This window comes from uncultured Veillonella sp. (assembly GCF_963543145.1).
In the GTDB taxonomy this organism is placed as follows: Bacteria; Bacillota; Negativicutes; order Veillonellales; family Veillonellaceae; genus Veillonella.
On the sequence record NZ_CAUTZP010000010.1, the window covers coordinates 1 to 25,946 of the forward strand.

A 25,946-nucleotide genomic window follows, 5' to 3' on the forward strand; every position below is an offset into this window, starting at 1 on the left:
ACTTTATGAAACAAGAGGCATAAGTATTTGTCACAAATGTTTGATTACTCTAGAATTGTGAAAGCAAGAACTCAAAATGGGTTCTTGCTTTCATCGTTTATTTAGGTTATAATAGTAACGCTTATTGATGGTAAGCACTTCCTACCCCTATGTGTCGATAGGGGCATTAGTCCGAAAGAGGAGGTGATTTTGTATGAACAAATACGAAGTCATGTTTATTGTGAAACCAGCTGAAGAGGAAGCAACTAACGCTGTTATTGAAAAAGTAGAAGCTTTAATTGCTCGTGTAGGCGGCACAGTAGAAAAGGTAGATCGTTGGGGCAAGCGTCGTCTTGCTTACGCTGTGAAGAAATTCACTGACGGTTTCTATGTATTGATCAACTTTGAAGCAGCACCTGCTGAAATCAAAGAAATCGATCGTGTATTGAAAATCAACGATGAAGTCCTAAGACATCTAATTGTAAAACACGAAGCATAATTAAAGCCTGGAGGAAAACATGAACTCTGTACAAATTCTAGGTAATTTAGCTCGTGATCCTGAAGTACGTTACACTAAAACAGGTCGTGCGGTAGCAACTTTCACAGTAGCTGCAACAAACACCTATATTGACTCTACAACAAATGAGACGAAAGAACAAACTGCTTTCATCAACTGCGTTGCATGGGGTAAACTTGGTGAAGTGGCAGGCAATCTTCGTAAAGGCAGTCGTTGCTTTGTAGAAGGTCGTTTGCAAACTCGTTCTTACGAGACTCAGGACGGTCAAAAACGGTACGTTACTGAAGTAGTAGCGAACTTTGTGGGCCAATCCCTTGATATGAATACTAATTCTTTCGAAGGTGGGTCCAATTTTGATAGTTTCAGTACAGGCGGCGATGACGAAAACATCCCGTTCTAGTGTCAGGGACTCCTACTAATTCGAAAAGGAGGATTCGCAATGAGAAGAGATAGAGGCAGAAAGCCAAGAAGAAAAGTATGCGTTTTCTGTGCAGACCATATCGATCAAATCGACTATAAAGATGTTGCTAAACTTCGTCGTTTCACGACTGAACGCGGCAAAATCTTACCTCGTCGTATTTCCGGTACTTGCGCAAAACATCAACGCAAATTGACTACATCTATCAAACGTGCACGTGCAATCGCTTTATTGCCATTCACTGCTGAATAATTGATGAATCAAGGCGGTACAATCATTTGGTTGTACCGCCTTTTTGCTATGCAAAAAGAGGAGCTATCCATTAGATAGTTCCTCTTTTGTTATACAGCTCTATATTTATTTGTTTGGACTTTCATATATAGTTTTATAACCGCCCTCTGTAACAGCTACGATTTGTTCAATTTCGTCCGTTGGATCTTCTGTAAAAGTAAAGCTTTCACCAGCATCAAAGGATGCACTCGTTCCACAAGAGGAACTCAAATCACGCGGCATCGGACGAAGTTCTATATTTGTGACCCCTTCAGGAGCTTCACGGTTGAAACGAATCGCTCCAAAGTGAGAGTAAAATGTTGCAATATATTTCATAATCACTCATTTCTAGTCTACGCATTTGCTCGTTTTGTATTATAGATGGCAATGATCAGAGCCACTACAAAGCCAACACCTACTGCGATTTGACCATTTAATGTAGGACCTGCAGCGGAAGCGGCTAACCCAAAATTATGAGCAAATGCTGCACCAGCCGCAAGACCGAGCACTGTTACAGCAGCGTCAGAGTTACCTTCACCAGTCATAATCAATTGACGTAATGGGCAACCACCGAGTAATACACTACAGAAGCCTGCAAGAGCCATACCAAGGAAGTTCCATAATCCATCCGCATGAGCAACAGGTTGATTTTCAAAGCCAAGATGGAAGTTACCAAAACTAATATTTACTACAAATACACCTACAAGTACTGCAAGGTACCCAAAAATAAGAATAGATTTTTTGAACAAGAATAAATCGCGGAAGCCACCAACTGTACAAAGTTGGCTAAATTGAGCTAAGCCACCTACTACAAGGCCAGCGGCTAAAGAAATGAGCCATGGAGCATGCATAGCGCCAGGTCCTTTTTGGCTAAAGAAGATAAATGCTGGTGCTGTTACAACAAGGACGAGCAAACCGACTTGAATAGCAGGCATCATAGCAGATTCTAATTTGCTCAACGCATAGGTACGTTGCAAGGAATAGCCTCGTTTTAAGAAAATAGTACCGAATCCAATGCCCCCTGCAAAGCCGGCAATACCGAATAAGGCATTTAAATCACCACCGCCGAGACGCAAAATCATGCGAATTGGGCATCCAAGGAAGATCAACGCACCAATCATAACAAAAAAGCCGAGAATAAAACGAATAATTGGAGATGAACCACCTCTACTTTGGTGCTCGCCACGAATCATGGACAATACATAAGCCCCTAATATAAGACCGATAATTTCTGGACGAATGTACTGTACCGGTGCAGCGCGGTGCATACCAAGAGCACCTACAGTGTCGCGAATAAAGCAAGCAATACAAAAGCCCATATTTGCCGGATTGCCAGCTAGTACAAGGAAGCCTGCAATAGCGCCAATAATAAGGCCTGCAATAATTAAATTCCGTTTTTCATGAGACCCACTCATAATAAACTCCTTTCAAACTAACTACACTAAAACTATATGAGCGTATACTCCTACCCAATCAAGCATACTACTCATGATATAATAACCATAAATACATCTTGTTATTCATGGAGATTACCAATGAACTATATCTATTTAGATAATGCGAGCACCACGTTTCCTAAAGCGCCAAATGTGGCCAGTGCCATGGCGGACTATATAACGAACTGCGGTATAAACATCAACCGTGGTTCCTATTCTCTCGCCTATGATGTAGAGGATACGATCTATACAACGAGACAACGACTACATACCTTATTCAACAGTCATGATCCATCCCATGTCATATTTACACAAAATGTGACGATGAGCTTAAATATGGTCATCAAGGGCCTATTGAAAGCAGGTGATCATGTGCTCGTTAGCTCAATGGAGCACAACGCAGTTATGAGACCGCTCACACAACTACTAGATAAAGGCATTACCTTTGATAGTATCCCTTGTGACAGGATGGGCTCCATTCAACTTGAAAACATGGACAGTCTCATTCGTCCCAATACAGTGGCTATGATTATCAATCACGCGTCCAATGTGTGTGGCACCATTCAACCCCTCGAAGCAATCGGCGCCATCTGCAAGGCTCATAATCTACAATTTATTGTAGACGCAGCCCAAACGGCAGGTGTTATTCCCATCGATGTGAAAGCATATCATATTGATGCCCTTTGCTTTACAGGTCATAAAGGATTATTGGGACCTCAAGGTATTGGTGGCATTATATTGACCAAAGAAATGGCTAACCACTTAAACCCTCTTATCGCTGGTGGTACAGGCAGCTTCTCACATTTAGAAACGATGCCTACCCATATGCCCGACGCCTTTGAAGCAGGCACTTTAAATCTACCTGGCATCATAGGTCTTAACGAAGGTCTCGCCTACATCGAATCGGTCGGTATGGAGAATATCCACAACCATGAGCTAGCTTTGGCAAAAACCTTCCTTGAAGGATTGCAGGAAATAGAGCATATCAGCATCCTTGGCAAGCAAAATCTTCAAGATCGAACAGCCGTCGTATCCATCACCATTGATGGCATGGATGCAGCAAGCATTGCGTACGAACTAGAGTCTGCCTATCACATCATGACGCGCGTCGGACTTCATTGCGCTCCACGAGCACATCAAACCTTAGGTACCTATCCGGAGGGAACTGTACGCTTCTCCTTTGGCTATGCTAACACGCTTAAAGATGTAGAAGCTATACTATCGGCTCTAAATACGATTGTAAAGAGCTCTAAATAAAAGATATCTCTTTAAGGCTATATACCTTGAGTATATAGCCTTTTTCTTATACTTCACACAAACGACCGATAGCATCAGCTCTACATCGTTTACAGTGTGTCATTTGCGGCACATAGTGACCAATAAATTGTCGCATGTTATCGATTTCCTCTGAAGTTGGGCCTCGGTGATTTTCAAAGGCCGTATCATGAACAGGAATCATAGCAATACAGTTCATCAAATCGACGCCCCAAGCTTCTGCTTGTTTTGCGATAGCTGGCACATGGTCCATATTTACATCCGGCACGACTACGGTATTAATCTTAACAATAATGTTCTTTTCCTTTAGCTTTCGGATACTTTCAGCCTGACGCTCTAATAAAATACGGGCCCCATCGATTCCATTGTAGATATTACCCTCATAGCGAACCATGGAATATACATTTTTTGCAATCTCTGGATCAATAGCATTAGCCGTAATCGTTACATGCGTAATGCCTAAGTCAGCGATTTCATCAACATAATCAGGTACTGCCAAACCATTACTAGATAAGCAAAGCATGACATGAGGGAAATCATTTTTCACAAGACGGAAGGTTTCAAGTGTCTTGTCTGCATCACACATAGGGTCTCCAGGGCCTGCAATGCCCACTACAGAGATATCCTGACGCGCATCAAAGACCTTGCGCACAAAGGCAGCGGCCTCTTGTGGCGTATAAACATGCTGCGTCACGCCCGGTCTATTTTCATTCGCACAGTCGTACTTACGATTACAATAATTACATTGAATATTACAATTTGGCGCTACTGGTAAATGTAAACGCCCCCAATTAGCAGAAGCTTCCTTGTTGTAACAAGGATGATTTTGTAGGAAACTTTGTCCTTGAATTTCTTTCATAATTAACCTTTCCGGCCAAATCTAATAGCATCTTTATGGCAAACATGTAAGCAATCACCACAGTTGGTGCAATTCATTTCATTTGGTCGTGTTCCCATCTCACATACGCGCAAGCAAGCATCACAGTTATCGCAATCATTTGTTTTAAAAATTCTAAAAATAGAAATTTTGCGAAGCAACTCCATAACGCCCCCAAAAGGACATACAAAGCGGCACCAAGCGTTGGCGATAATAAGGGAACCCGCAATAATAGAAACGACCGTTATAGTACGAGCCGCCCAATACCATTCGGAGAACTGCATAGATAAAATGACAGCATTAAAATATTCATCGCTCGTCCGAATAGGGATCATAATGCGGGGATTACCAAATTTAAAATATACTACGAGTCCTAAAATGATAGTTACTACCATGCCGAGTTGAAGGAAACGCATATACTTTTTACGATTTCTTAAGGGCCCCATAGATATTTTTCCCAGCATTTGGTTAACCCAACCACTTGGACAGAACCAGCTACAGAAAGCACGTCCAAAGAGTACGACCATAATTGGCAAGATAATCCACCACGCATAAAAGTACGTCGTGATTCGCCCCCAGCAAGAAATCATAGAGCAACTTTCACAGTTCACAAAGGGAACAATGTAAGGGCAACGGAATACACCATAGTACACCCATTTTCCCATAATAAAAAGGAAAATAAACTGTACGATCCGACGCCAAAGCGTTAAATTCTTAGGAGCTTGTTTCCCAGATACACCAGAACTGACTTGAGTTCCACAGGTTGTAGATGACGGACATTGATTACACATCTTTTACACCAAACCTTTCTATCAAATCGAGACCTCTCGCACTATGAACGGATGTGAATCCGTGATTTTCTAAGATTTGTTGTCCTTCTTGGGACCGTGTAAATTCAATATAATCGGCAGCCAACGCACGGTCTTGTACATATTTCATCGTATTAATAGTGAAAGTGAGCGGTGCAGGTGGCACAAATTGTGCAGGTATGGAGAAGTACTCTATACGATCCTTAAACCGATCATGTGTGGTAAGGCGTTTTTCAATAATGGATACATCGGCTTTACCTTCTACGAGATCACACATCATAGAAATGACACAAGCGTTTTCAGCCATTAAGTTTTTCATGATACCATCGGTCAAACCAGATAATTTCATGATTCCCTTTACAGATGCGCTACCTGGTGGAGATGCGCCTAGCGGTAACATAACGCGTACACCAGGCTCGGCCATATCCTTCAAATCCCGAATCCCTGCTGGATTTCCCTTAGGTGTAACGATAACGTAATCCGTAAAACATAATGGTTCAAAAGCAATACTTACGCCTTTTTTCCGCATATTCTTCGCAAGATCTAAACCGCGAGCCCCAAAAACTTCTGTGCGACTCTTCTCAGCTAACAAGGATTTACCAATAGCCCCTGCAAAGGCACCAGTATATTGAATATTGTGCCCCGTGTGCATCGTATAAACTTGGTTTAAATCAAGGAATGCTTCCGACAAACCGCCACAGGTCCATACTTGTAATGAGTCAGACTGTGTTGGCTTGTAAGCGCCTCGTATAAACGACGGCACTGCGGATGCGGCTGCTAAAGCTAAAGCACCACCAATAAACTGGCGACGGGATATATCCTTTTTCAAAAATCCCATGTACTTACCACCTTTCACTGAACTTTACAGTACTAAGCATATACTCACATTATAGTATAAAAATTATAAGTTTCACTGATACTATGCATAAGTTTGCTTAATTTGTTTATATCGATTAGTCATATAAGTACTTTTTTAAAGGCATTATTATAAAATTTTAAGATATATTTCTATATCTATTTAATTGAATATTTATTGTATGCGATGAATGTGCTAATTTTTTTAGTTTAATGATACTAAAATCCTTCTATACCTTCAGTGCATAGCAAACAAGAATAATTGGCTCTATATTTTTAGGTGGTTCATCATTTGGGGCGGAGTCTTGATTAGCACGCTATTTGCGTTCAAAAAAACTTCCTTATCGTAATAACGTAATGTAGAGGGGGCTACATTTAGTTTTTTTTAATTTCGCCAATAGTATATTTCATAGTACCTCCTAATATATGTGTTATTTATATATGAATATAAAAACTGTAAATGTAAGCTCTATTGACTTAAACCTAACCTTAAGTTTTATACTATAAATATACTTGAAGTATAATATTAGTTATTTGGGGTCACTATCTTTATAATCTTTATACTATTCGATGTATAGCGTTTGTAGTTGAAGTAAATTAAATTTATCTTGAAAGGATTACTATGAACTTAATTGATGTAAAATCTCCAGCCGATTTAAAAGGCCTATCTATTTCTGAATTAACAGATTTAACAGCACAGGCTCGTCAAGCACTTATGACGAAGGTATCAGAGCACGGCGGTCATTGTGGTCCACCTATGGGCGTAGCTGAAATGATTATGGCCTTGCACTATGTATTTAATTCACCGGTAGATAAGATTGTATATGATGTGTCTCATCAGTCTTATGTGCACAAGATGGTTACAGGTCGTGCCTTAGCATTTTTGGACCATAATCATTATGATGATGTAACAGGCTATACAGATCCTACTGAAAGTGAACATGATTTCTTTAATATTGGTCATACCTCTACATCTATTTCATTAGCATCTGGTTTAGCGACAGCTCGTAATTTAAAAGGGGACTCTGAAAATATTATTGCTATTATTGGTGATGGTTCCTTATCTGGTGGGGAAGCCTATGAAGGTCTTGATTATGCAGCTACGTTAGATAGTAATATGATTATCATCGTCAACGATAATGACCAATCTATTGCAGAAAATCATGGCGGTTTATATGGTGGCCTTCGCGAATTGCGCGAGTCTAATGGTGAAAGTGCCAACAATATTTTCAAGGCTCTTGGTTTAGATTATCGTTTTGTAGCAAAGGGAAATGATTTAGAAACATTAATTGATGTGTTTAAGGATGTGAAAGACATTGACCATCCAATTGTGTTACATATTGTTACTCAAAAAGGTAAGGGCTATGCCATTGCAGAGCAAAATAAAGAAAAGTTCCACTGGACTATGCCATTTGACTTAGAAACAGGTAAGCTAAAAGCAAAAGATAATGGGCCAACGTATGTTGGTACGATTGCGAACTACTTGATGGAGCAAATCAAAGTAGATCCAACAGTGGTAGCTATTATTGCAGGTACACCCGGTGGCTTTGGGTTTACTCCAGAATGGCGTAAGGCTGCAGGAAAACAATATATTGACGTCGGTATTGCGGAGGAACATGCCATTGCTATGAGTTCTGGTATTGCTAAAAATGGCGGTAAACCAGTATTTAATGTGTATAGTACATTTTTACAACGTACTTATGACCAATTAGTACAAGATCTTTGCGTCAATAATAATAGTGCCGTTATTATGAATCACCAGGCCTCTGTATATGGCATGAACGATGTCACTCATTTGGGATTCTTTGATATACCTATGCTTACAAGCATTCCTAATTTGGTATACTTAGCACCTACCAATAATGAAGAGTTGTTGGCTATGACTGAGTATGCCGTGCATCAACATGAGCATCCGGTAGCAATTCGTGTTCCTGTTGGTGAGTTTATATCTACTGGTGTGGCTGATACGACGGATTATAGTGTCTTAAATAAATCTCAAGTGACTCGTCGTGGAGAACGCATTGCTTTATTAGGCTTAGGTAATTTCTATCATCTAGCTAATCAAGTAGCTGATGAATTGGCTAAAGATGGCATTAATGCAACTGTGGTAAATCCTAAATTTGCTTCTGGCCTAGATAAAGAACTACTAGAAGAGTTGAAAATAAATCATTCCGTAGTATTTACTTTGGAAGATGGTGTAGTAGAAGGCGGTTGGGGACAACGTGTAGCTAGTTTCTACGGACCGGTTAATATGCGTGTTAAAAACTATGGTATTGCTAAAGAATTCCATGATCGATATGATGCAAATGATTTATTATATGAAAATGGAGTATCTTTGGATCAAATTGTATCGGATGCAAAACAACTGTTATCCTTTTAATTTTATATAATTTTAATTAATTAAATTTTAGAATAAAAGCAGTAAACATCAATAATTATAGGGTGTTTTCTGCTTTTTTTTATAGCTTATAATTTATAAATATATAAAACTTGTTAAAAAAATATAGATTTTTTTCGAATAGGACTATAAAAATTAGATGAAGTATTATATAATAATATCTACAGTATGTATTACAGTAGAATAAAATTGTTGTTAATGTATGCGTTTAATGCCGTATTATACAATTAGTATTAATGATTAAGGGAGATTATAAGACGTTGAAAAAAGTATTAACCTTAACATTAGCCTTGGCCATCGTAGCCGGTGGCTATATGTTCGAGGCTAATGGGGCGGGAGAGCAGCCTTCTAAGCAGGCACCGTCGATATCTGAGATAAACATATATACGCCTAAAGAACTCAATGCACGTCAAAAAGACTTGGTTGAAATTGGTCGCTATACAGCGTCTGGAGATCAAGGTGCATTAAAGAGTACAATTGCTTCTGCTATCGAGCGAGGTACGTTGACGCCGCAAGAGGTGAGTATTGCAATTCGTCAGCTCTACTCTGCTGCTGGTTTGAAGCAAATGAATGCAGCTTTAGCTACATTCGATCAATTGCGTGAAGAGCGCCCTGAGTTTGGTGCTGATTACGAAAAAATGGTTCCTAAGCAAACAGGGCTTAGTGCTTTATTGGGGAATGGCACTAATGGGGCTGCTTTAACAAAGCAGAAGACTGAGGAAGCTAAGGAAGGGGTTCAATATAATACATTCCGTATGAAAAAACCTAAACCTCAAAATCGTAATCGTTCTCGTCTAGGTAAATTAGATCGTGAATTGGTAGCGGCAGCAGCATTAGGTACTCGAGTTGGTAAAAATAATCTATTCAGTGCATCTGAAAAGAGTTTATCCGAGCTTGGACTAAGTAAATATCAAATAGAAAATCTAGAAGCTATGATTTTTGAATAAAATATTGACCTACTTCTTCGGAAGTAGGTCTTTTTTATGTGGTAATGAGGGGAAATGTAATTGACGTTTAACTCCCCCTTTTCTATAATTAATAAGATAGGTATATGACCTGTAATAATACATATAAATTATAAATCAATGAAATAAATGTAAGGAGAAAGTATGCGCCTTCGTAGAAAACCGTGGATTGATGAAGCTATCCACGAATATGACTCTCATATCATTTTGTCTGGGCATGAAGAACATAAAGGCAAATGGCGTGAGTTATTTGCTCATCCAGAGCGTCCATTGTATATGGAACTTGGTACTGGGAAAGGCCGCTTTATTGCGGGCATGTCTGAAGCATATCCAGATGCTAACTTTGTAGGTTTCGAAGTACAGCTTGGCGTTATTTACTACGCAGCACAAAAAATCTTTGAAGGGGAACGGGATAATGCTAAGGTATGTCTCTTTGATATTGCAGGTATCGAAGAGGTTGTGGAACCTGGTGAAGTGGATCGCTTCTATATCAACTTCTGTGATCCATGGCCTAAGGCGAAACATGCAAAACGTCGCCTTACATACCACACATTCCTTGGCCGCTATGCTCGGCTTTTAAAAGATGGTGGTGAAGTACATTTCAAGACAGATAATGAAGGCTTATTTATGTTCTCTCTTGAAGAATTCAAAGAATGCGGCTGGGAGCTTAAAAATGTAACCTATGATTTACATAGTACAGATCTTCCAAACGTTAAAACTGAATATGAAGAGAAATTTAGCAAAAAAGGGCAACCTATTTTCCGCTTAGAAGCAATTAAGCCAAAAGTACAAAAGGAGGCTTAATATGGAAACACCGAATAAGGGGGATAGTCGGTGGGGCTCACTCTTAAAAAATGATCTACAAGGTATGTTGCTATCGGTACTACTTATTACTATTATAGGTAGCGTAAATATCTTTAGTGCAACTTATATTAGCTCTATCTATGAGAATACAAGCCTTTGGGGTTACTTTGGTAAACATATGGGCTTTCTCTTTTGGTCGATGGCCGTAGGTATAATATTATATCGCTATGATTATCGACAGTTGCAGAAGCCGCATATGCTGCAACGCATCATGTTTATCACATTAGCTGGTATGGTTTTAGTTTTGCTCATTGGTGCTGTTATTAATGGTGCACGTCGGTGGATTGTAATAGGTCCTGTATCTATACAGCCATCTGAGTTTGCTAAACTAGCTGCTCTCATATGGACTGCGGCTAAGCTGAGCACGATGCGGAAGTGGAGTGAGCGTCGCCATATTAGTTTTCTGAGAGATTGGAAAGGTTATTTTAAACAGCGAATACTTTATATCTTGCCATTATTAGTATGGCCTATAATATTTGCGGCCTTAACATTTAAGCAACCTGACATGGGTACAGCTGTATTAACTGTAGGATTCTCATTTCTTCTGATTTTTTTATCTGGTTTTGATGGGAAATTCTTTGGCGGTACCTTTGCTGTGGCGGGGCTCCTTGGCTTTGTTGCAGCTCGTTCATCGCCATACAGATGGGAACGTATTCTGTCTTGGTTTGACCCATGGCCTCATGCACAAGATATGGGTTACCAAACTGTACAAGGTTTATTAGCCGTTGGTTCTGGTGGCTTCTTTGGAGAAGGCTTTATGCAAGGTACATCCAAGTACTTTTACTTGCCTGAGGCACATACAGACTTTGCCTTTGCTGTATGGGCTCAAGAAATGGGCTTCCTTGGCGCTGTATTTGTTGTTATCTTGGTAGCAGCTTTCACCTACTATGGATTCCGTATTGCTAATAAGGCCCGTGATGATTTTGGTAGATGGCTAGCTATGGGCATTACACTGCTCATCAGTGGTCAGGCCTTGTTTAATATCGCCATGGTTTGCGGTATCATGCCTGTAACGGGGGTTCCATTGCCCTTTGTTAGTTATGGTGGTTCATCCTTGTTAATGAACTTCATGGCTGTTGGTTTATTAGCAAGTGTGGGACGTCGTAATGTAGAAGGTGTAAAACAAATTGGTACCGCTGAGGCGTTGCCATCGTTGCGCGAAGAAACGCAAAGTCGTTTTAAGCCAGCTGCTCCGAAGCGTCCTCAAAAAACGGAAATGCCTGGTCCATTCAGACCGAGAGAGACTAAAAAGCCTACCCGTAGACGACCTCGGTCTGAACGTTGATAGTTAACTTATGTAGTATAAGGTGAATATATTTAGTGTGGATTTATATAGCATCTCTTATGAGGTGCTGTATAAATGCAACATACTTGTATTGTGTGTGAGGAGAAAAGATGAAGGATTATATTGATATCCAAGAACGCCCGTCCTGGGGACGAATGTTGCCACTTAGTTTTCAACATTTATTCGCTATGTTTGGTTCTACTGTATTGGTTCCTTATTTACTGAACGTAGATCCAGCTACGGCATTATTTATGAATGGTATTGGTACATTACTATACTTATTTGTGTGTAAATTTAAAATTCCAGCTTACCTCGGTTCTAGCTTCGCCTTTATCGCTCCTGTAGCAGGTGTATTATCTGCAGGTCTTGGTTATGAAGCGGCAAAGGGAGCCTTTGTTGTTTTTGGTCTTTCCTTTGTGATGTTATCTATTCTCGTTCGTTATATTGGTACTCGTTGGATCGATAAGTTATTCCCTCCAGCAGCGATGGGGGCTATTGTAGCTATTATTGGTTTGGAATTAGCACCGGTAGCGATGAGCATGTCTGGCCTTATTGGCAATCAAGATTTAGGCATGAGCCACAGCCAAGCTATTTTTATCTCTATGTTTTCCTTAGTTGTTACCTTGCTTGGTACCGTTGTGTTTCGTGGGTTCTTAGCCGTTATTCCTGTGCTTATCGGTGTTGTTTCCGGTTATATTTTATCCGCTATTATGGGCGTTGTTGACTTCTCTGGTGTAGAAGCCGCTCCATGGTTCTCTTTGCCGCAATTCTACGGCATGCCTGTATTCGATATTAATGCAATCATCATGATTATGCCAGCTCTCTTCGTAGTATTTGCAGAGCACGTTGGTCACTTGGTTGTAACTAGTAACATCGTTGGTAAAGACTTGATGAAAGATCCAGGCTTACAACGTTCCTTGCTCGGTGATGGCCTTGCTAACATCCTTTCTGGTTTCTTCGGTGCTACACCAAATACGACATACGGTGAAAATATCGGCGTACTTGCTATCACTCGTTGCTTCAGCGTATGGGTAATCGGTGGCGCTGCAGTTCTAGCGATGATCATTTCCTTCGTAGGTAAGGTAGCAGCTCTAATCCATGCTATTCCGGTACCAGTTATGGGTGGCGTATCCATTCTCTTGTTCGGTATCATCGCAGCATCTGGTTTGCGCATGTTAGTAGAACGTAAAGTAGACTACACAAACCCTGTTAACATGATTCTTACATCTGTTATTCTTGTTGTAGGTCTTAGCGGTGCAGAACTTGCGGTAGGTCCTGTAGTATTAAAAGGTATGGGCCTTGCTACTGTAGTAGGTATGGCGATGAGTATTAGCTTGTTGATTCTTCAAAAAACAGGCGTTGGTAATGACCAATTGAAAAAAACTGAAGTATAATTCAAGTTGCTAGTGAGGCTACCATATAAATCTTTGCGTTTATAAGCCTAATTTGTTTTTACTTCTTATCATAAACGACTACTAGATCAGAATTATATCTGTCCCAGAAAATGGGGGCAGATTATCTGTGAAAGTAGTCGTTTTTAGTTAACTTATTTATTCTTTACACAATTACTCGTAAAGGAAAGTAATATGCCTTTATAATATTCCTATCATTTATTAATGATTACTTCGATGGACCTATGAGCTCTTCTTTATAAAATAGATTCATATATTAGTAATTATCTTTATAAATTATTTTTAATATTGTATAATGAGTATATAAGTTGTATAAAATTAATTATAGAGAGGAGGGCCCATGGAGTTTTTAATTTGGATGGCTATAGGGATTGCCTTGATGGCGGTAGAACTCGTTGTACCGGGTGGTATTTTAGGGCTCATCGGTTACTGTGCATTCCTTTGGGGCGTTTTTGTAGCTCTTGGAGAAGGTACGGAAGCGCTGTATGCAGTACTAGGATTAACGGCCTTGCTAATTGTCCTTGTTATCGTGTTCTTTAATCACTTTGAAAAGACTTGGATAGGCAAATTGTTTACCTTAGGGCAACGATCTACGACCAAGGCTGGCTATGTATCTAATGATGTATTAGAGGACTTAGCTGGTAAAGAAGGCGTAGCTCATACTACACTGCGCCCTGCAGGTATTGCTAAAATTGATGGTAATTTGGTAGATGTTGTAACTGAAGGGGACTTCATCGATGCCGGTTCACCGATTGTGGTGCTTCGTGTTGTAGGGGGCCGCAATATTGTTAGAAAGCGCGATTAAGCTTTCACCACATCGTCGTATATAATGGAGGTTATTATGGATGTAGGTATTTTAGTTTTGATTCCCATTCTACTGATAGGGATTATGGTGTTAATGTATGTTGTGCCATTAGGCCTTTGGGTATCTGCTCTTGCAGCGGGCGTTAATGTTGGTATCTTTACACTCGTAGGTATGCGTTTACGTCGTGTAAATCCATCCCAAATCGTAATGCCTTTGATTAAAGCTAATAAAGCGGGCCTTGATGTAAACGTAAATCAGCTAGAAGCGCATTACCTTGCAGGCGGTGACGTTGACCGCGTCGTAGATGCTTTGATCGCCGCTGAACGAGCATCTATTCCTTTGACATTTGAACGTTCTGCAGCTATCGACCTTGCAGGTCGCGATGTATTGGAAGCGGTACAAATGTCCGTTAATCCTAAAGTGATTGAAACACCAATTATCTCTGCAGTAGCAAAAAACGGTATCGAACTCAAGGTTCGTGCTCGTGTAACTGTACGTGCTAATATTGACCGCCTCGTTGGTGGTGCTGGTGAAGCTACTATTATCGCCCGTGTTGGTGAAGGTATCGTAACGACTGTAGGTTCCTCTGAAGAGCATACAGATGTACTAGAAAATCCAGATCATATCTCTCGTACTGTATTGGGCAAAGGTCTTGATGCGGGTACTGCATTCGAAATCTTGTCCATCGATATCGCTGACGTAGATGTGGGCCGTAACATTGGTGCTCAATTGCAAACTGACCAAGCGGAAGCGGATAAGAAAATCGCTCAAGCTCGTGCCGAAGAACGCCGTGCCATGGCTGTTGCTACAGAACAAGAAATGCGTGCTAAAACACAAGACATGCAAGCTAAGGTTGTGGAAGCACAAGCTGAAGTTCCTAAAGCATTGGCAGAAGCTTTCAGAAACGGTAATCTTGGCGTTATGGATTACTACAATATGAACAATATTATTGCAGACACTAAAATGCGTGAAAATTTAGCAGATAGTGAATAGGAGTAGCTATGGACTCTATTTTGTCTACAGTGCTATCCATCTTTTCGCATAACCCTATCATTATTTTAGGTATCATCGCCTATGTTGCTTTTTCTATTATAAGAGGTAAGAATACCGAAGAGTCTGATGAGTATGACAACTATGATAACTATGGAACTTCAAGTCAGACTTGGGAGGATATGGAGCGCGAATACGGTATCTCCATAGAACGCAAGGTTGAAGAACCTTCAGGTCAAGACTTGTTGTATGATAAGCAGGGGCGCTACGATTCTATTCCTAAAGTAGATGAGACATCATTTGAAAATCATCCAAAAGATGAGGTAGCTACAGCTACTGAACAAGATTTTGAGGTTTTACCTAAGAAACGCACTAGCAGCTCATCAAGCTATACAACGAGTATGCCGAATGCGTCAGATACGTCAAATACGACTGGCTTAGGTCGTGAGGCTGTTACAGAGACTCCTTTACATGAGCGATTAGCCGAGTTTAAACGAGATAAAGCCTCTAAAGAGGGGAGTGTCCTTGTTGAAAAGGTAGGTGTTACAACTGCTGCAGCTGTAACCTCGGCTCGCGGTCGTAAATCTAATCACGCTCTCAAAGAGGGGATGAAGTGGTCTATTATTTTAGGTAAGCCTAAAGCTCTTGAGCGGAGATATCGCTAGTCAGAATCAATATAATCATTGCGCTAGTAATTGGTTAGTACATAGATATATTGATGGTTTATGCCTGGATATTGTGATAGACACAAGAATTACACATATCGTATGTGGTGCATATAATTACATATTGAAAGAGGTTTCTATTGGTCACCTATGTGACTATTAGGAACCTCTTTTGTATTGTCTTTTTTTGATGGACCTTTCACAATAATAGGGAAGGGAGTTCGTCCATAAGGAAAGGTGATGTTATGTATCGTAATGTGCGCGTTATACCAAAACAGTTATTAGAACAATTATATGTAGAAAAGCAGTGGAGTGTTCGTGATGTGGCAGATTATTTTCAGTGTAGTGTGGATACGATTATGCGCCGTATGAAAGCGTATGGTATTGAGCGGCGGCCCCTTAAAAAGGAAATTAACATGGTTCACGTACAGGCCTTGTATGAGACTGGGAAGTGGTCCCTACATTCCTTGGCAAAGCGGTATGATGTGTCCATCACTACTATGGCAAGTCGAATGAGAGAATATGGTTTGGCTTGTCAGGAATCGAGTAAGAATGTATCTGTTGATGTAGTGCGCATTTGTAGGGCTTATAAAAGTGGGAATAGTACAGATGCTATTGCTCGAATGTATGGCGTATCTCGTTGGAAGGTTCACCATGTGTTGCGACATATGGGCGTTTGTATGAATCCTAAGGGTCGTAAGTCTCAACGAGTAGAGGAGATGGCCTATTTATATAGGCAGCACCATATGAGTACCGATGATATCGGTTTAGCCTATGGCATTCGTGGCTCTACGGTTTCAATGTATTTGCGCGAGCAAGGTATAGAGATACGGACCAATACTCTAAATTTAGACGAAAATAAGATTAAAAATCTCCGAGCTCAAGGGTATGGGGTGGCCAAGATTGCACAGGTCATGGGCTGTTCTTCCACCGCGGTACGAAAGCGACTAGCTATGAAAAAATATATCTCTCCTTGATGTAGTGTAGTAGATACTATATACTTAAATTTATACAATGATGGGAGGATTATTATGTTCGAAATTATTTCTGCTTTAATACCATTTTTATTACTGGGCTTAGCAGCTGCTGGACTATCTCGCGTATCTGGGGTGGCTTTATCTATGATTATAGTGCCTACTCTGTTGATTTGGGGTGCTACTGCTGTTGATGTAATTGCCTTTATGTTGCTCTTTGTAGTGTACAACAACTTTACTATGGAAACACAAGATGTTCGCTTGGATTATAAAGATCTTGTGTTATTCCCAAAATGGCGCTTGTGCATTCCCTTTATTTTGAGCATAGTTGCTGCATTCTTTGTGCCTGCAGCAGGTATTGCCATTTTTATGGCCTGCTTCGTATTAGAGTTGCTAGCCACTGTATATAAACGCATTCCTGAAAACAAACGACCTCGATTACACCGCGTCGTAGTAACATCTATCTTGAGTGCTGTAGTCACAGCGGTAGGTGCTTATGTAGGTCCTAAAATTCCTAGTGACTACTACTTTATCTGTGCGGGCTTGGCGATTTTAATCATTACAGGCTTTGCTTGGTACGCAGGCAATCATCGAGATGCCTTTAGAGGCTCTTGGGAAATTATTTGGGCTGACTTTAATCTATTCTTAGGTATGTTTGGTGTAGAGGCTTCTTACTATCCAGCTGCTCTTACCCGTTCCATTCCAAATCCTATGGATCGCATGATACCTATGATTACTGTAGTGGGTGGTTATGCAGGTCTCATGGTAGTATTTGGGAGCTACAATATTTTCTCTATTCCTTCTTTGATTACTGCTATCGGTGCTGCTATAGGTATTCGTCTCTTTGGCTTATATGAATTCCCTCGCAATGGCAGCTTCTCTTACTTGGCGATTGGCTTTGCCGTGGCTGCCGTAGTATGCTTGTACCTCGTATCTCCAACGCCAGTTGGTTTTGACCATATCAATACCTTGGTATCTCAGCCAATTGGTCAATAATGGGTGGTATGTGACATAGGTCATTTGTTATGGTGAAAGTTGAGTTCATAATAGATTGTGAAAGGAGTTGATACTCAGTGGCAGACGTAATTGAAACAAGACCGTTTCCGCCATTCTTGCCAAAGAATGCAACGGTTATGATGATGGGAACATTCCCACCAGCTTCTGAAAAACGATCTATGGAATTCCACTATCCTAACTTCCAAAACGATATGTGGCGCGTATACGGTATAGTATTCTTTGATGATAAGGATTACTTTAGAAAAGGTGAGGAAAAGGCCTTTGATGCAGATAAGATAAAAGCATTCTTATCTGAGATTGGCATTGCCTCTTGTCCTACCGTTTTAAAAGCTATTCGAGAAAAAGGGAATGCATCAGATGCGTTCCTAAAGGTTGTTGAACCTGTACCGCTCGCTGAAGTATTGGAACAAGTACCACAGTGCAAACATATTGGCACTACCGGTGGTAAGGCAACAGAAATATTGTTAAGCCTTTTACCGGAAAAGGTAAAATTACCTAAAACGGGCGAAACTATACCCTATGTATATAATGGTCGAGAACTAACATTGACACGATTACCATCAACATCGCGTGCGTATCCCTTGAGCCTTGCGAAAAAGGCAGAAGCCTATAAGAATTTCTTTAAGGCTTGTGGTTTAAAAACTAAATAGATTAAAACTAAATAGATTAAAACTGAATAGATCTAAGAATTACACCTTTAATGGTTGGCGTTGAGACTTTTGAACTCTCTGCTAACTGTTAAAGGTGTTTTTATTATCGTAAATTTATATGAGCTTCAAAAAATGGAAATAAATAGCAATAATATTGATTTATAAAGTATAATATAAAAAATATTTATGAGGTGTATAACATTTTAATTCTTGTTTTTTGAAATGAGAGGTCTATAATTAACCGTTGTCATATATTGGGTGACAATCATTTTAGAAAATGGAGTTGATATTATGGATAAGGCTAAAGATGCCTTATGGACAAAATCCTTTGTCCTCAATACTTTGATTAATTTCTTAGTATTTTTGATTTACTATTTATTGATCGTTATTATAGCCGTTGTAGCGAAGGATAACCTCCATGCTACAGCGAGTCAAGCTGGTTTAGCCGTCGGTATTTATATTATCGGTACCGTTGTGGCACGCTTGTTGGCGGGGCGGTTTATCAGTGTCTTAGGCTGTCGTAAAATGCTGTATTTAGGATTGTTGATTTATTTGATTTCCACAGCTATGTATTTCTACACACCTAGCTTGTTAATCCTCGATAGTGTTCGTTTCTTAAATGGCTTTGCTTATGGTATTACCTCTACTGCTACTGGTACTATTGTAGCTGCTATTATTCCTATGTCGCGCCGTGGGGAAGGGATTAACTATTATGGCTTATCTACATCCCTTGCTGCTGCAGTAGGCCCATTCTTAGGTATTTTAATGCTTCATAGTCTTGGCTATGACTTTATCATTGCATTCTGTGTTGCTCTTATTGTTATTTGTGGTATTGGCGCCCTAAATATGAAGTTTAAGGAACCTAAGCTAGATATTGATTCGGAAGCACATAAGGGAATTAGAATTTCCGATTATATTGAGCCGCGCATGAATTCCATTAGTCTTGTATCTATGCTTGTAGGCTTTGCATATTCTGGTGTTATCGGCTTCATGGCAGCGTACACAAAAGATTTAGATCTTGTTATGGCAGGGACATTCTTCTTCGTTGTGTATGCCGTAGTCATTACTATAACAAGACCATTACTTGGTATTCTCTTTGATATGAAAGGGGAAAACTTTGTTCTCTATCCTTGTTTTGTATCCTTAGCGCTTGGTATCTACTTATTATCCATCGCTCATTCCACATGGCTCGTGCTTTTGTCTGCTGTATTTGTTGGCCTTGGCTATGGTACATTCATGTCTAATGGTCAAGCGGTAACCGTTAAAATTGTACCAGTTCATCGTATTGGGGTTGCTACATCTACGTACTTCATCGCCTTAGATATAGGACTAGGCTTTGGTCCTTATATCTTGGGTGCTATTAAAGAGGTTGTAGGATATACGAGTATGTTCCATGTAACTGTTGTAGTAGCACTTCTAGCACTTGTTGTTTACTATTTGTTCTACGGTCGCTATGTAGGTACTGAAAAAGATCTTTCCTTGAAAGCTCGTGCTGAAGAAGAACGAATTAGAAATCGTAAAAATAACAGTCAGCTTGCATAGCAAGGAATCTGATACATACAATAAGTTCATTCTTAAAATAATTAAATGGATCAATTAAAATCAACAATGCTTAGGTAAATCACATAGATTTTTTGACTAAATTAAAAGGACTATACGACATAACTCGTATAGTCCTTTTGGCTATGGGTGTACCGAAATATTATTTCAGTATTCTTTTATTTTTCCATATTTACAATATTAACGATAACTTCAACGGCTTTTTTCATGTCATCGATACATGCGAATTCATGACGACCGTGTAGGTTTTCTACGCCAGTAAAGATATTTGGTGTAGGAATGCCCATAAAGGAGATTTTAGAGCCATCTGTACCGCCACGGATAGGATCACAAATCGGTGTAATGCCAGCTTTTTTCATCGCTGCTTTGGCTACGTTTACACATTCCATATTGTCTTTGATGACATCGTACATGTTGTAGTATTGGTCTTTTACAGATACTTCGCAGACTTCGCGACCATAAATTTCGTTTAATGTTTGACCTGCTTGTAAGAAGAATGCTTTTTTCGCTTCAAATAATTCTTTATCGTGGTCGCGGATGATGTAATTCATTTTACCAGTATCTACTTGGGTTTCCATGCTCATGAGCATGAAGAAACCTTGGCGTCCACATGTGTGTTCAGGGACGGCTGCACCTGGCAACAAAGCATCAAATTGCATAGCGAGTTTTGCACAGTTAATCATGATGCCTTTGGCAGTGCCTGTATGAACCGATACGCCTTTAAGGATAACGGTGCCGCTAGCGGCATTAAATGTTTCGTATTCAAGCTGACCGAGGCTTTCACCATCGATAGTGTAAGCATAGTCGACAGGGAATTGTTTAACATCAAAGTGGTCGGCGCCGGTACCGATTTCTTCGTCTGGACCAAAGGCGCACATGATTTTGCCGTGTTTGATTTCAGGGTGAGCTACGAGGTAGGCGAGGGCCTCCATAATTTCGCAGATACCAGCCTTGTCGTCACCGCCGAGTAGCGTTAAGCCATCAGTTACAACTAGCGATTTGCCGATATAGTTTTTTAAGTTTGGGAAATCGGCACGACGGGTAAAGATTTGATGTTCTTCGTTTAGGCAAATATCTCCACCATCATAATTTTCCACGATGCGAGGCTTGATATTTTCAGCATTGTAATCAGCTGTGTCCATATGGGCGATGAAACCGATAGCAGGTGCTTTTTCATCAGTATTAGCATTGAGTGTACCGATAACAAAACCGTTTTCACGATTGTAAATCACTTCGTCTAAGCCGATTGCTTTTAAATCGGGAACAAGTACGTTCGTTGCAAAATCTACTTGTGATTGCGTACTTGGAATAGTAGTGCTTTCCTCGTTAGACCGAGTATTTATGCTTGTGTAGCGTACAAAACGTTCAACCATTGATTCCATAATAAAGCCTCCTCGTAAGTAAATATACCTGTTATACAGAGCAGCATTTAATACTGTTACATAATAGAGATTCTTAATTTACTTTCATTGTAGAACAGGGCCGCTAAAAATGCAAAATAATTATTTATAGGGGAAGAGATATTTTATTCGCATAGTGCATAGAAAACCATTGAACCATGTATAGTACCATGTTAGTATAAAGGTGAATAGTTATACGTTTGTAGTTTTCTGTGAGGAGGTTTTACTATGTCGGACGAAACTCGTTCCATTCCGCCCGTAGAACCAGTTTTGGATCCTAAGAAGGATTACGTAGAGATTAACTCGTATGTAGTATTCTGGGGCCTATTCTATGCGGCAATTTTCACACTGGCTGTAGGATATCTATGTCTGAAAATAGGTCAAACTGTTGATGCTTTTGCGCCAGTATCTGTACTTGCTATGGGTACAGCGGTTATTTTGAAACGGCAAAATGCTTTTGCTGAAACGGTGCACATTCAGGCTATCGCTAGTTCCAGTACGAACACATTAGCAGGGGCTATGTTCTTCTTACCAGCCCTTTATATTTGGAATGTAACAGATGTATCTTTTGTGCAAATGGTGATTCCTATCATCCTCGGCGGTGTACTTGGTGTTTTATTATGCGTTATGTTCCGTCGTTACTTCGTTGAGGAAATGCACTATGTGTACCCGTTCCCAAGTGGTCGCGCAGCGGCTGAAGTTTTGATGAGTAATGAAGGTAGCAAAGCAAAACTTATGCTTGGTTCTGGTCTCATTGCTCTCGTATATGATTTTATTCTTAACAGCCTTGGTTGGTGGGAAGAGGTTATTCGTACTACTAGCTTTAAATGGGGCGCAGCTCTTGCTGATCAAACTAAATTGACTGCAGCTGTAGATACTGACGCGGCATTACTTGGTCTTGGTTACTTTACAGGCCTTCGCTATGCAGCGATTATTGCAGCAGGTTCCTTCTTCTCTTGGTTCGTTTGTATTCCAATCGTATACTATTTAGCACCTGAACATATTATGCAAATTGGGGGACAAGCAGTTCCATTAGCAGAGGCTCCCATTCGAAAGGTATTCCTTGATTATGTTCGTCATATTGGCATTGGTATGCTCGCTATGGCAGGTATCATTGGGCTTTTAAGCATGTCTAAGGTGGTAGGCAGCGTTGTAAAAAATGCAGTGCTTGATATTTTCAGTTCTAAATCTGTAGAGGTTAATTTACTTCGTACACAACGTGACATTCCTACATCTTGGATTGGTGCTGGTATCTTGTTATGTACAGTTCTATTCGCTGCATACTTCCACTTTATGTATGCTGAAAGCTTCACACAAACAATCGTTGCCTTCTTAATCGTTCTTATTATGTCCTTCCTATTATCTGTAGTAGGTATTAGTTCCATCGCCTATACAGGTACAGAACCAGTATCTGGCATGACAATCTTTATGATTATCATCTCCGCTGTATGCTTAACTGCTGTAGGTATGACTGGTAAAGTAGGTATGATTGCAGTCCTCATGATGGCTTCCTTTATTGGTACTACCATCGGTATGGCTGGTAACTTCATGTCTGAACTTAAAGTAGCACATATGACAGGGGCTACACCTAAGAAAATGGAACAATGGCAAATCGTTGGTACCATTCTTTCTGCAGTCCTTTCTGTAGGCGTTATGATCCTCTTAAACGACGCATATGGCTTCGTAGGGGACCATGCACTAAATGCTCCACAAGCGAACGCTATGGCTGCTATTATTGAACCTTTGATGACTGGTGGTAGTGCTCAATGGCCTCTATACATGGCTGGTGCATTATTTGCCATCATCTTGTGGATGGTAAAAGTTCCACCATTGGCATTTGCTTTGGGGACGTATTTACCAATGGAAATCAACACACCATTACTTATCGGTGGTTTGATTGCATACTTCGTACAAAATAGTACAAAAGATAAAGCGTTGGCAGATCTTCGCTTCTCCAAAGGCAGTACTATTGCCTCTGGTCTCGTAGCCGGTGGTGCTATTGGTTCCTTGTTCAGTGCTGTACTTCGTATTGCCGGTATTGATGTATTCGCTGAAGCTTGGGTTGAAACACCTGAAGCAACATACCTAAGTATCGTAATGTACTTGTTACTTTGCGTATTCTTGTACAAAGGCGCTATGTACGTAAAAACTAAAAAAGCGTAATAATTACCGCCTTTACCAAGTTTTATCTGTGCTTGGTGAAGGCGGTCTTTTTTATATAAGGAGAAAACTTTTTGATATAGCTTAAATCTATGTAAATTTAAAACCTATTTATATGGTTGGATTAATTGACCTAAAATATATCGAATGTTATCATAATACTATAATACCTTTAAAGGTATTATTTTTATTATGTTCATATATTGTAAGTATAGATATAATGATAGATTAAAGAGAACTCCTGTTTCTAAGTAAACAGGGTTAAGTAGGGGCAATTATGAAATTTAAGAAAATCGCAGCTCTGTTAGGAGCTTTTACCATTGCTAGCAGCTTGTTTATAGCTGGCTGTGGCAATACAAATAGTAGTCAAAAGACATGGCGCGTCGGTACTGATGCGACCTATGCACCATTTGGTTTTAAAGATAAAGATAGTGGTAAGTTAGCAGGTTTTGATATCGATATTATCAATGCTATTGCAAAAGAAGAGGGCATTGAAGCGGATATTCAAAACTTGAACTTTGATGCTCTGTTACCAGCATTGCAAAGTAATACTATTGATATTGCTATTTCAGATATGACCATTTCAGAAGAACGAGCAAAATCTGTAGATTTCAGTAAACCATACTATATTGCAGGTAATGGCCTCGTTGTTAATATAGATAACACGGATATTAATAGCTTTAAGGATCTAGAAGGCAAGCGCATAGGTGTATCTATTGGTTCTACTGGTGCAGAGATTGCTAGCAAGATTCAAAATGCTGATGTACGCCAGTTCAATAACATCGTTGATGCCTTTTTAGAACTACAAAATAAAGGCGTCGATGTAGTTATTAACGATACACCAGTAAACGAATATTATGTTAATGGTAAGGGCAAAGGTATCGCAAAAGTTACTGGAGAGGATTATGATGCGGCACCACTTGGTATTGCTGTGAAAAAAGGTAATACAGAGCTCCTTAATAAAATTAATGATGGTCTAGCTAAGATTAAGGCAAATGGCAAATATGCTGAGATTTATAAAAAATGGTTTGGTAAAGAACCACCAGCAGAGATGTTAAAATAGTTTGTACATAGTACCAAAGCGTATTATTTGATATAATACGCTTGGTAAGCCTCAAGTTGTAAGAGGCACGTATAGAATGGGTGATATGATGGCTAAACGAAGTGCATTTTTAGATATTATTAAGGATAAGGGCGCCCTCGTCTTAGATGGGGCTTTAGGGACTGAATTAGAGCGTTATGGTTGTAATATTCAGCATAAGCTGTGGTCTGCAAAAGTTCTTATGGAACAGCCTGATGTTATCAAAAAAATACACATTTCGTACTTAGCTGTTGGAGCAGACATCATTCAAAGTTCTGGTTATCAAGCTACTGTAGCGGGTTTTAAAGGCTTAGGCTATGGTACAGAAGAGGCGATAGAACTCGTTAAATTATCGGTTCGCTTAGCCGTTCAAGCTCGTAATGAGTTCTTAGAGGCAAAAGCGAATGGAGCACTTACGTTACGGGGCATCACCCTAGGTGAAGAGACTCCAGACGGAGTTAAGTATTTTTCCGAAGGTGCATTGCCTAAACCGTTGGTGGCAGCCTCTGTAGGTCCTTATGGGGCTTTCTTGGCTGACGGATCTGAATACCGTGGATATCCTGATGTACAAACAGAATACCTTGAGGTGTTCCATATCCCTCGGTTAGCATTGTTCGCGGAAGAGAATCCAGATATATTATCCTTTGAGACGATACCATCGTATGATGAGGCCATTGCTATTGCTCGTGCTATGTCCGATCCCTTTACATCAAAAGGTATTCCGGCGTGGATTGCCTTTGCTTGTAAGGATGGTCATCATGTAGCTAGTGGGGAAACGATTATTAAATGCGCTGAAATGATTGATAAGGTTCGTCCTATAACAGGTATTGGTATCAATTGTACTAAACCTGAATATGTAGAGTCCTTGATTAAGGATATTCGTACCGTTACGAACAAGCCTATTGCGGTATATCCAAATCTTGGTGAAAGCTATGATAGTAAAACTAAGACTTGGTATGGCGATTCAGCATCCTTTGTAGACTACGTAGATATATGGCGTAAGGCGGGAGCTGAAATTATTGGTGGCTGCTGCAGAACGACACCTGAAATCATCGGTGATATTGCAAAGAAAATTCATAACTAAGTGAGACTAGAAAAGGCTATTCGAAGTATCTTCGAATAGCCTTTTGGAATATTAAAAAAGCAGTGCCTAAGCACTGCTTTTACTATGGCGGAGAGACAGGGATTTGAACCCTGGGTACGGGATAACCGCACACATGATTTCCAATCATGCTCCTTCAGCCGCTCGGACACCTCTCCATGTATTCTGTTGTGTAACAGGTA

The 25,946-nt window shown here is 40.1% G+C and carries 25 protein-coding genes and 1 tRNA gene; 19 read left to right on the forward strand and 7 right to left on the reverse strand.

The window, feature by feature from the left end:
* The first annotated feature begins 193 nt into the window (after window positions 1-193).
* Genes rpsF through rpsR form a run of 3 tightly spaced genes read left to right on the forward strand, consistent with a single transcriptional unit; the run spans window position 194 to window position 1,166 of the window.
* Window positions 194-478, forward strand: a complete 285-nt coding sequence (gene rpsF, locus RWZ05_RS05610) for a 30S ribosomal protein S6 (protein WP_004693799.1) — start codon at window positions 194-196, stop codon at window positions 476-478.
* 19 nt (window positions 479-497) lie between these two features.
* Entirely contained in the window at window positions 498-896 is a 399-nt protein-coding gene (locus tag RWZ05_RS05615) for a single-stranded DNA-binding protein (RefSeq protein ID WP_314642844.1), read from the forward strand.
* Between the two features lie 39 nt (window positions 897-935).
* Window positions 936-1,166: a 30S ribosomal protein S18 gene (gene rpsR, locus RWZ05_RS05620; RefSeq protein WP_004693795.1), complete on the forward strand. Its 231-nt coding sequence runs from the start codon at window positions 936-938 to the stop codon at window positions 1,164-1,166.
* 105 nt (window positions 1,167-1,271) lie between these two features.
* Here rpsR and RWZ05_RS05625 read toward each other — a convergent pair whose 3' ends face one another.
* A complete protein-coding gene (locus tag RWZ05_RS05625; protein ID WP_314642846.1) occupies window positions 1,272-1,520 on the reverse strand; it encodes a DUF3343 domain-containing protein in 249 nt (82 codons plus the stop codon).
* Window positions 1,521-1,537: 17 nt separating this feature from the next.
* A complete protein-coding gene (yedE, locus tag RWZ05_RS05630) occupies window positions 1,538-2,599 on the reverse strand; it encodes a YedE family putative selenium transporter (protein ID WP_314642848.1) in 1,062 nt (353 codons plus the stop codon).
* A gap of 120 nt (window positions 2,600-2,719) precedes the next feature.
* Here yedE and RWZ05_RS05635 point away from each other — a divergent pair, with 120 nt between their 5' ends.
* Window positions 2,720-3,877, forward strand: a complete 1,158-nt coding sequence (locus RWZ05_RS05635; RefSeq protein ID WP_314642849.1) for an aminotransferase class V-fold PLP-dependent enzyme — start codon at window positions 2,720-2,722, stop codon at window positions 3,875-3,877.
* A gap of 46 nt (window positions 3,878-3,923) precedes the next feature.
* Here the strand turns inward: RWZ05_RS05635 and nifB are convergent, their stop codons facing one another.
* The 3 genes from nifB to RWZ05_RS05650 are packed head-to-tail and all read right to left on the reverse strand — an operon-like array spanning window position 3,924 to window position 6,419.
* Entirely contained in the window at window positions 3,924-4,754 is an 831-nt protein-coding gene (gene nifB, locus RWZ05_RS05640; RefSeq protein WP_314642851.1) for a nitrogenase cofactor biosynthesis protein NifB, read from the reverse strand.
* A gap of 2 nt (window positions 4,755-4,756) precedes the next feature.
* Entirely contained in the window at window positions 4,757-5,563 is an 807-nt protein-coding gene (locus RWZ05_RS05645; protein ID WP_314642853.1) for a 4Fe-4S binding protein, read from the reverse strand.
* Window positions 5,556-6,419, reverse strand: a complete 864-nt coding sequence (locus RWZ05_RS05650) for a substrate-binding domain-containing protein (RefSeq protein WP_024065963.1) — start codon at window positions 6,417-6,419, stop codon at window positions 5,556-5,558. The genes RWZ05_RS05645 and RWZ05_RS05650 overlap by 8 nt, the downstream gene beginning before the upstream one ends.
* 639 nt (window positions 6,420-7,058) lie before the next feature.
* Between RWZ05_RS05650 and RWZ05_RS05655 the strand changes: the two genes are divergently transcribed.
* The 12 genes from RWZ05_RS05655 to RWZ05_RS05710 all read left to right on the forward strand — a co-directional run bounded on the left by RWZ05_RS05655 (window position 7,059) and on the right by RWZ05_RS05710 (window position 20,003).
* Window positions 7,059-8,816: a 1-deoxy-D-xylulose-5-phosphate synthase gene (locus RWZ05_RS05655; RefSeq protein ID WP_314642854.1), complete on the forward strand. Its 1,758-nt coding sequence runs from the start codon at window positions 7,059-7,061 to the stop codon at window positions 8,814-8,816.
* A 278-nt stretch (window positions 8,817-9,094) separates the two neighbouring features.
* The gene (locus tag RWZ05_RS05660) at window positions 9,095-9,781 is read left to right on the forward strand and encodes a carboxymuconolactone decarboxylase family protein (RefSeq protein WP_314642855.1); all 687 of its coding nucleotides are present in this window, start codon (window positions 9,095-9,097) and stop codon (window positions 9,779-9,781) included.
* A gap of 162 nt (window positions 9,782-9,943) precedes the next feature.
* The gene (gene trmB / locus RWZ05_RS05665) at window positions 9,944-10,603 is read left to right on the forward strand and encodes a tRNA (guanosine(46)-N7)-methyltransferase TrmB (RefSeq protein ID WP_314642857.1); all 660 of its coding nucleotides are present in this window, start codon (window positions 9,944-9,946) and stop codon (window positions 10,601-10,603) included.
* Window position 10,604: 1 nt separating this feature from the next.
* Entirely contained in the window at window positions 10,605-11,948 is a 1,344-nt protein-coding gene (locus tag RWZ05_RS05670; RefSeq protein WP_314642858.1) for a putative peptidoglycan glycosyltransferase FtsW, read from the forward strand.
* Window positions 11,949-12,058: 110 nt separating this feature from the next.
* Window positions 12,059-13,342: a uracil permease gene (gene uraA, locus RWZ05_RS05675; RefSeq protein WP_314642859.1), complete on the forward strand. Its 1,284-nt coding sequence runs from the start codon at window positions 12,059-12,061 to the stop codon at window positions 13,340-13,342.
* Window positions 13,343-13,700: 358 nt separating this feature from the next.
* On the forward strand, window positions 13,701-14,165 hold the full coding sequence (locus tag RWZ05_RS05680) for an NfeD family protein (protein ID WP_314642860.1): 465 nt from the start codon (window positions 13,701-13,703) through the stop codon (window positions 14,163-14,165).
* A gap of 36 nt (window positions 14,166-14,201) precedes the next feature.
* Complete coding sequence (gene floA, locus RWZ05_RS05685) at window positions 14,202-15,158, forward strand: flotillin-like protein FloA (RefSeq protein ID WP_314642861.1); 957 nt, start codon at window positions 14,202-14,204, stop codon at window positions 15,156-15,158.
* An 8-nt stretch (window positions 15,159-15,166) separates the two neighbouring features.
* Window positions 15,167-15,820 carry a hypothetical protein gene (locus tag RWZ05_RS05690; protein ID WP_314642862.1) on the forward strand — a complete coding sequence of 218 codons (654 nt, stop codon included), beginning with the start codon at window positions 15,167-15,169 and terminating at the stop codon, window positions 15,818-15,820.
* Window positions 15,821-16,065: 245 nt separating this feature from the next.
* Complete coding sequence (locus RWZ05_RS05695; protein WP_314642863.1) at window positions 16,066-16,797, forward strand: sortase; 732 nt, start codon at window positions 16,066-16,068, stop codon at window positions 16,795-16,797.
* Window positions 16,798-16,851: 54 nt separating this feature from the next.
* Window positions 16,852-17,790 carry a hypothetical protein gene (locus tag RWZ05_RS05700; protein ID WP_314642864.1) on the forward strand — a complete coding sequence of 313 codons (939 nt, stop codon included), beginning with the start codon at window positions 16,852-16,854 and terminating at the stop codon, window positions 17,788-17,790.
* Window positions 17,791-17,867: 77 nt separating this feature from the next.
* Window positions 17,868-18,461 carry a DNA glycosylase gene (locus RWZ05_RS05705; RefSeq protein ID WP_314642865.1) on the forward strand — a complete coding sequence of 198 codons (594 nt, stop codon included), beginning with the start codon at window positions 17,868-17,870 and terminating at the stop codon, window positions 18,459-18,461.
* A gap of 291 nt (window positions 18,462-18,752) precedes the next feature.
* Complete coding sequence (locus RWZ05_RS05710) at window positions 18,753-20,003, forward strand: MFS transporter (protein ID WP_314642866.1); 1,251 nt, start codon at window positions 18,753-18,755, stop codon at window positions 20,001-20,003.
* A gap of 176 nt (window positions 20,004-20,179) precedes the next feature.
* On the opposite strand, the gene pepT is transcribed toward RWZ05_RS05710, so the two are convergent.
* Entirely contained in the window at window positions 20,180-21,403 is a 1,224-nt protein-coding gene (gene pepT / locus RWZ05_RS05715) for a peptidase T (RefSeq protein WP_314642867.1), read from the reverse strand.
* Between the two features lie 246 nt (window positions 21,404-21,649).
* Between pepT and RWZ05_RS05720 the strand changes: the two genes are divergently transcribed.
* The 3 genes from RWZ05_RS05720 to mmuM all read left to right on the forward strand — a co-directional run bounded on the left by RWZ05_RS05720 (window position 21,650) and on the right by mmuM (window position 25,746).
* The gene (locus tag RWZ05_RS05720) at window positions 21,650-23,584 is read left to right on the forward strand and encodes an OPT family oligopeptide transporter (RefSeq protein ID WP_314642868.1); all 1,935 of its coding nucleotides are present in this window, start codon (window positions 21,650-21,652) and stop codon (window positions 23,582-23,584) included.
* 274 nt (window positions 23,585-23,858) lie between these two features.
* Window positions 23,859-24,644: a basic amino acid ABC transporter substrate-binding protein gene (locus tag RWZ05_RS05725; protein WP_314642870.1), complete on the forward strand. Its 786-nt coding sequence runs from the start codon at window positions 23,859-23,861 to the stop codon at window positions 24,642-24,644.
* An 88-nt stretch (window positions 24,645-24,732) separates the two neighbouring features.
* Window positions 24,733-25,746 carry a homocysteine S-methyltransferase gene (mmuM, locus tag RWZ05_RS05730; protein ID WP_314642930.1) on the forward strand — a complete coding sequence of 338 codons (1,014 nt, stop codon included), beginning with the start codon at window positions 24,733-24,735 and terminating at the stop codon, window positions 25,744-25,746.
* A gap of 85 nt (window positions 25,747-25,831) precedes the next feature.
* Here mmuM and RWZ05_RS05735 read toward each other — a convergent pair.
* Window positions 25,832-25,922 (reverse strand) — tRNA-Ser (locus tag RWZ05_RS05735).
* Between the last annotated feature and the right edge of the window lie 24 nt (window positions 25,923-25,946).

Bases quoted from the DNA above. Each gene is read 5' to 3' on its own strand.
- rpsF (WP_004693799.1), top strand. From the start codon at position 194: ATGAACAAATACGAAGTCATGTTTATTGTGAAACCAGCTGAAGAGGAA.
- RWZ05_RS05615 (WP_314642844.1), top strand. From the start codon at position 498: ATGAACTCTGTACAAATTCTAGGTAATTTAGCTCGTGATCCTGAAGTA.
- rpsR (WP_004693795.1), top strand. From the start codon at position 936: ATGAGAAGAGATAGAGGCAGAAAGCCAAGAAGAAAAGTATGCGTTTTC.
- RWZ05_RS05625 (WP_314642846.1), bottom strand. From the start codon at position 1,520: ATGAAATATATTGCAACATTTTACTCTCACTTTGGAGCGATTCGTTTC.
- yedE (WP_314642848.1), bottom strand. From the start codon at position 2,599: ATGAGTGGGTCTCATGAAAAACGGAATTTAATTATTGCAGGCCTTATT.
- RWZ05_RS05635 (WP_314642849.1), top strand. From the start codon at position 2,720: ATGAACTATATCTATTTAGATAATGCGAGCACCACGTTTCCTAAAGCG.
- nifB (WP_314642851.1), bottom strand. From the start codon at position 4,754: ATGAAAGAAATTCAAGGACAAAGTTTCCTACAAAATCATCCTTGTTAC.
- RWZ05_RS05645 (WP_314642853.1), bottom strand. From the start codon at position 5,563: ATGTGTAATCAATGTCCGTCATCTACAACCTGTGGAACTCAAGTCAGT.
- RWZ05_RS05650 (WP_024065963.1), bottom strand. From the start codon at position 6,419: ATGGGATTTTTGAAAAAGGATATATCCCGTCGCCAGTTTATTGGTGGT.
- RWZ05_RS05655 (WP_314642854.1), top strand. From the start codon at position 7,059: ATGAACTTAATTGATGTAAAATCTCCAGCCGATTTAAAAGGCCTATCT.
- trmB (WP_314642857.1), top strand. From the start codon at position 9,944: ATGCGCCTTCGTAGAAAACCGTGGATTGATGAAGCTATCCACGAATAT.
- RWZ05_RS05670 (WP_314642858.1), top strand. From the start codon at position 10,605: ATGGAAACACCGAATAAGGGGGATAGTCGGTGGGGCTCACTCTTAAAA.
- uraA (WP_314642859.1), top strand. From the start codon at position 12,059: ATGAAGGATTATATTGATATCCAAGAACGCCCGTCCTGGGGACGAATG.
- RWZ05_RS05680 (WP_314642860.1), top strand. From the start codon at position 13,701: ATGGAGTTTTTAATTTGGATGGCTATAGGGATTGCCTTGATGGCGGTA.
- floA (WP_314642861.1), top strand. From the start codon at position 14,202: ATGGATGTAGGTATTTTAGTTTTGATTCCCATTCTACTGATAGGGATT.
- RWZ05_RS05690 (WP_314642862.1), top strand. From the start codon at position 15,167: ATGGACTCTATTTTGTCTACAGTGCTATCCATCTTTTCGCATAACCCT.
- RWZ05_RS05695 (WP_314642863.1), top strand. From the start codon at position 16,066: ATGTATCGTAATGTGCGCGTTATACCAAAACAGTTATTAGAACAATTA.
- RWZ05_RS05700 (WP_314642864.1), top strand. From the start codon at position 16,852: ATGTTCGAAATTATTTCTGCTTTAATACCATTTTTATTACTGGGCTTA.
- RWZ05_RS05710 (WP_314642866.1), top strand. From the start codon at position 18,753: ATGGATAAGGCTAAAGATGCCTTATGGACAAAATCCTTTGTCCTCAAT.
- pepT (WP_314642867.1), bottom strand. From the start codon at position 21,403: ATGGAATCAATGGTTGAACGTTTTGTACGCTACACAAGCATAAATACT.
- RWZ05_RS05720 (WP_314642868.1), top strand. From the start codon at position 21,650: ATGTCGGACGAAACTCGTTCCATTCCGCCCGTAGAACCAGTTTTGGAT.
- RWZ05_RS05725 (WP_314642870.1), top strand. From the start codon at position 23,859: ATGAAATTTAAGAAAATCGCAGCTCTGTTAGGAGCTTTTACCATTGCT.
- mmuM (WP_314642930.1), top strand. From the start codon at position 24,733: ATGGCTAAACGAAGTGCATTTTTAGATATTATTAAGGATAAGGGCGCC.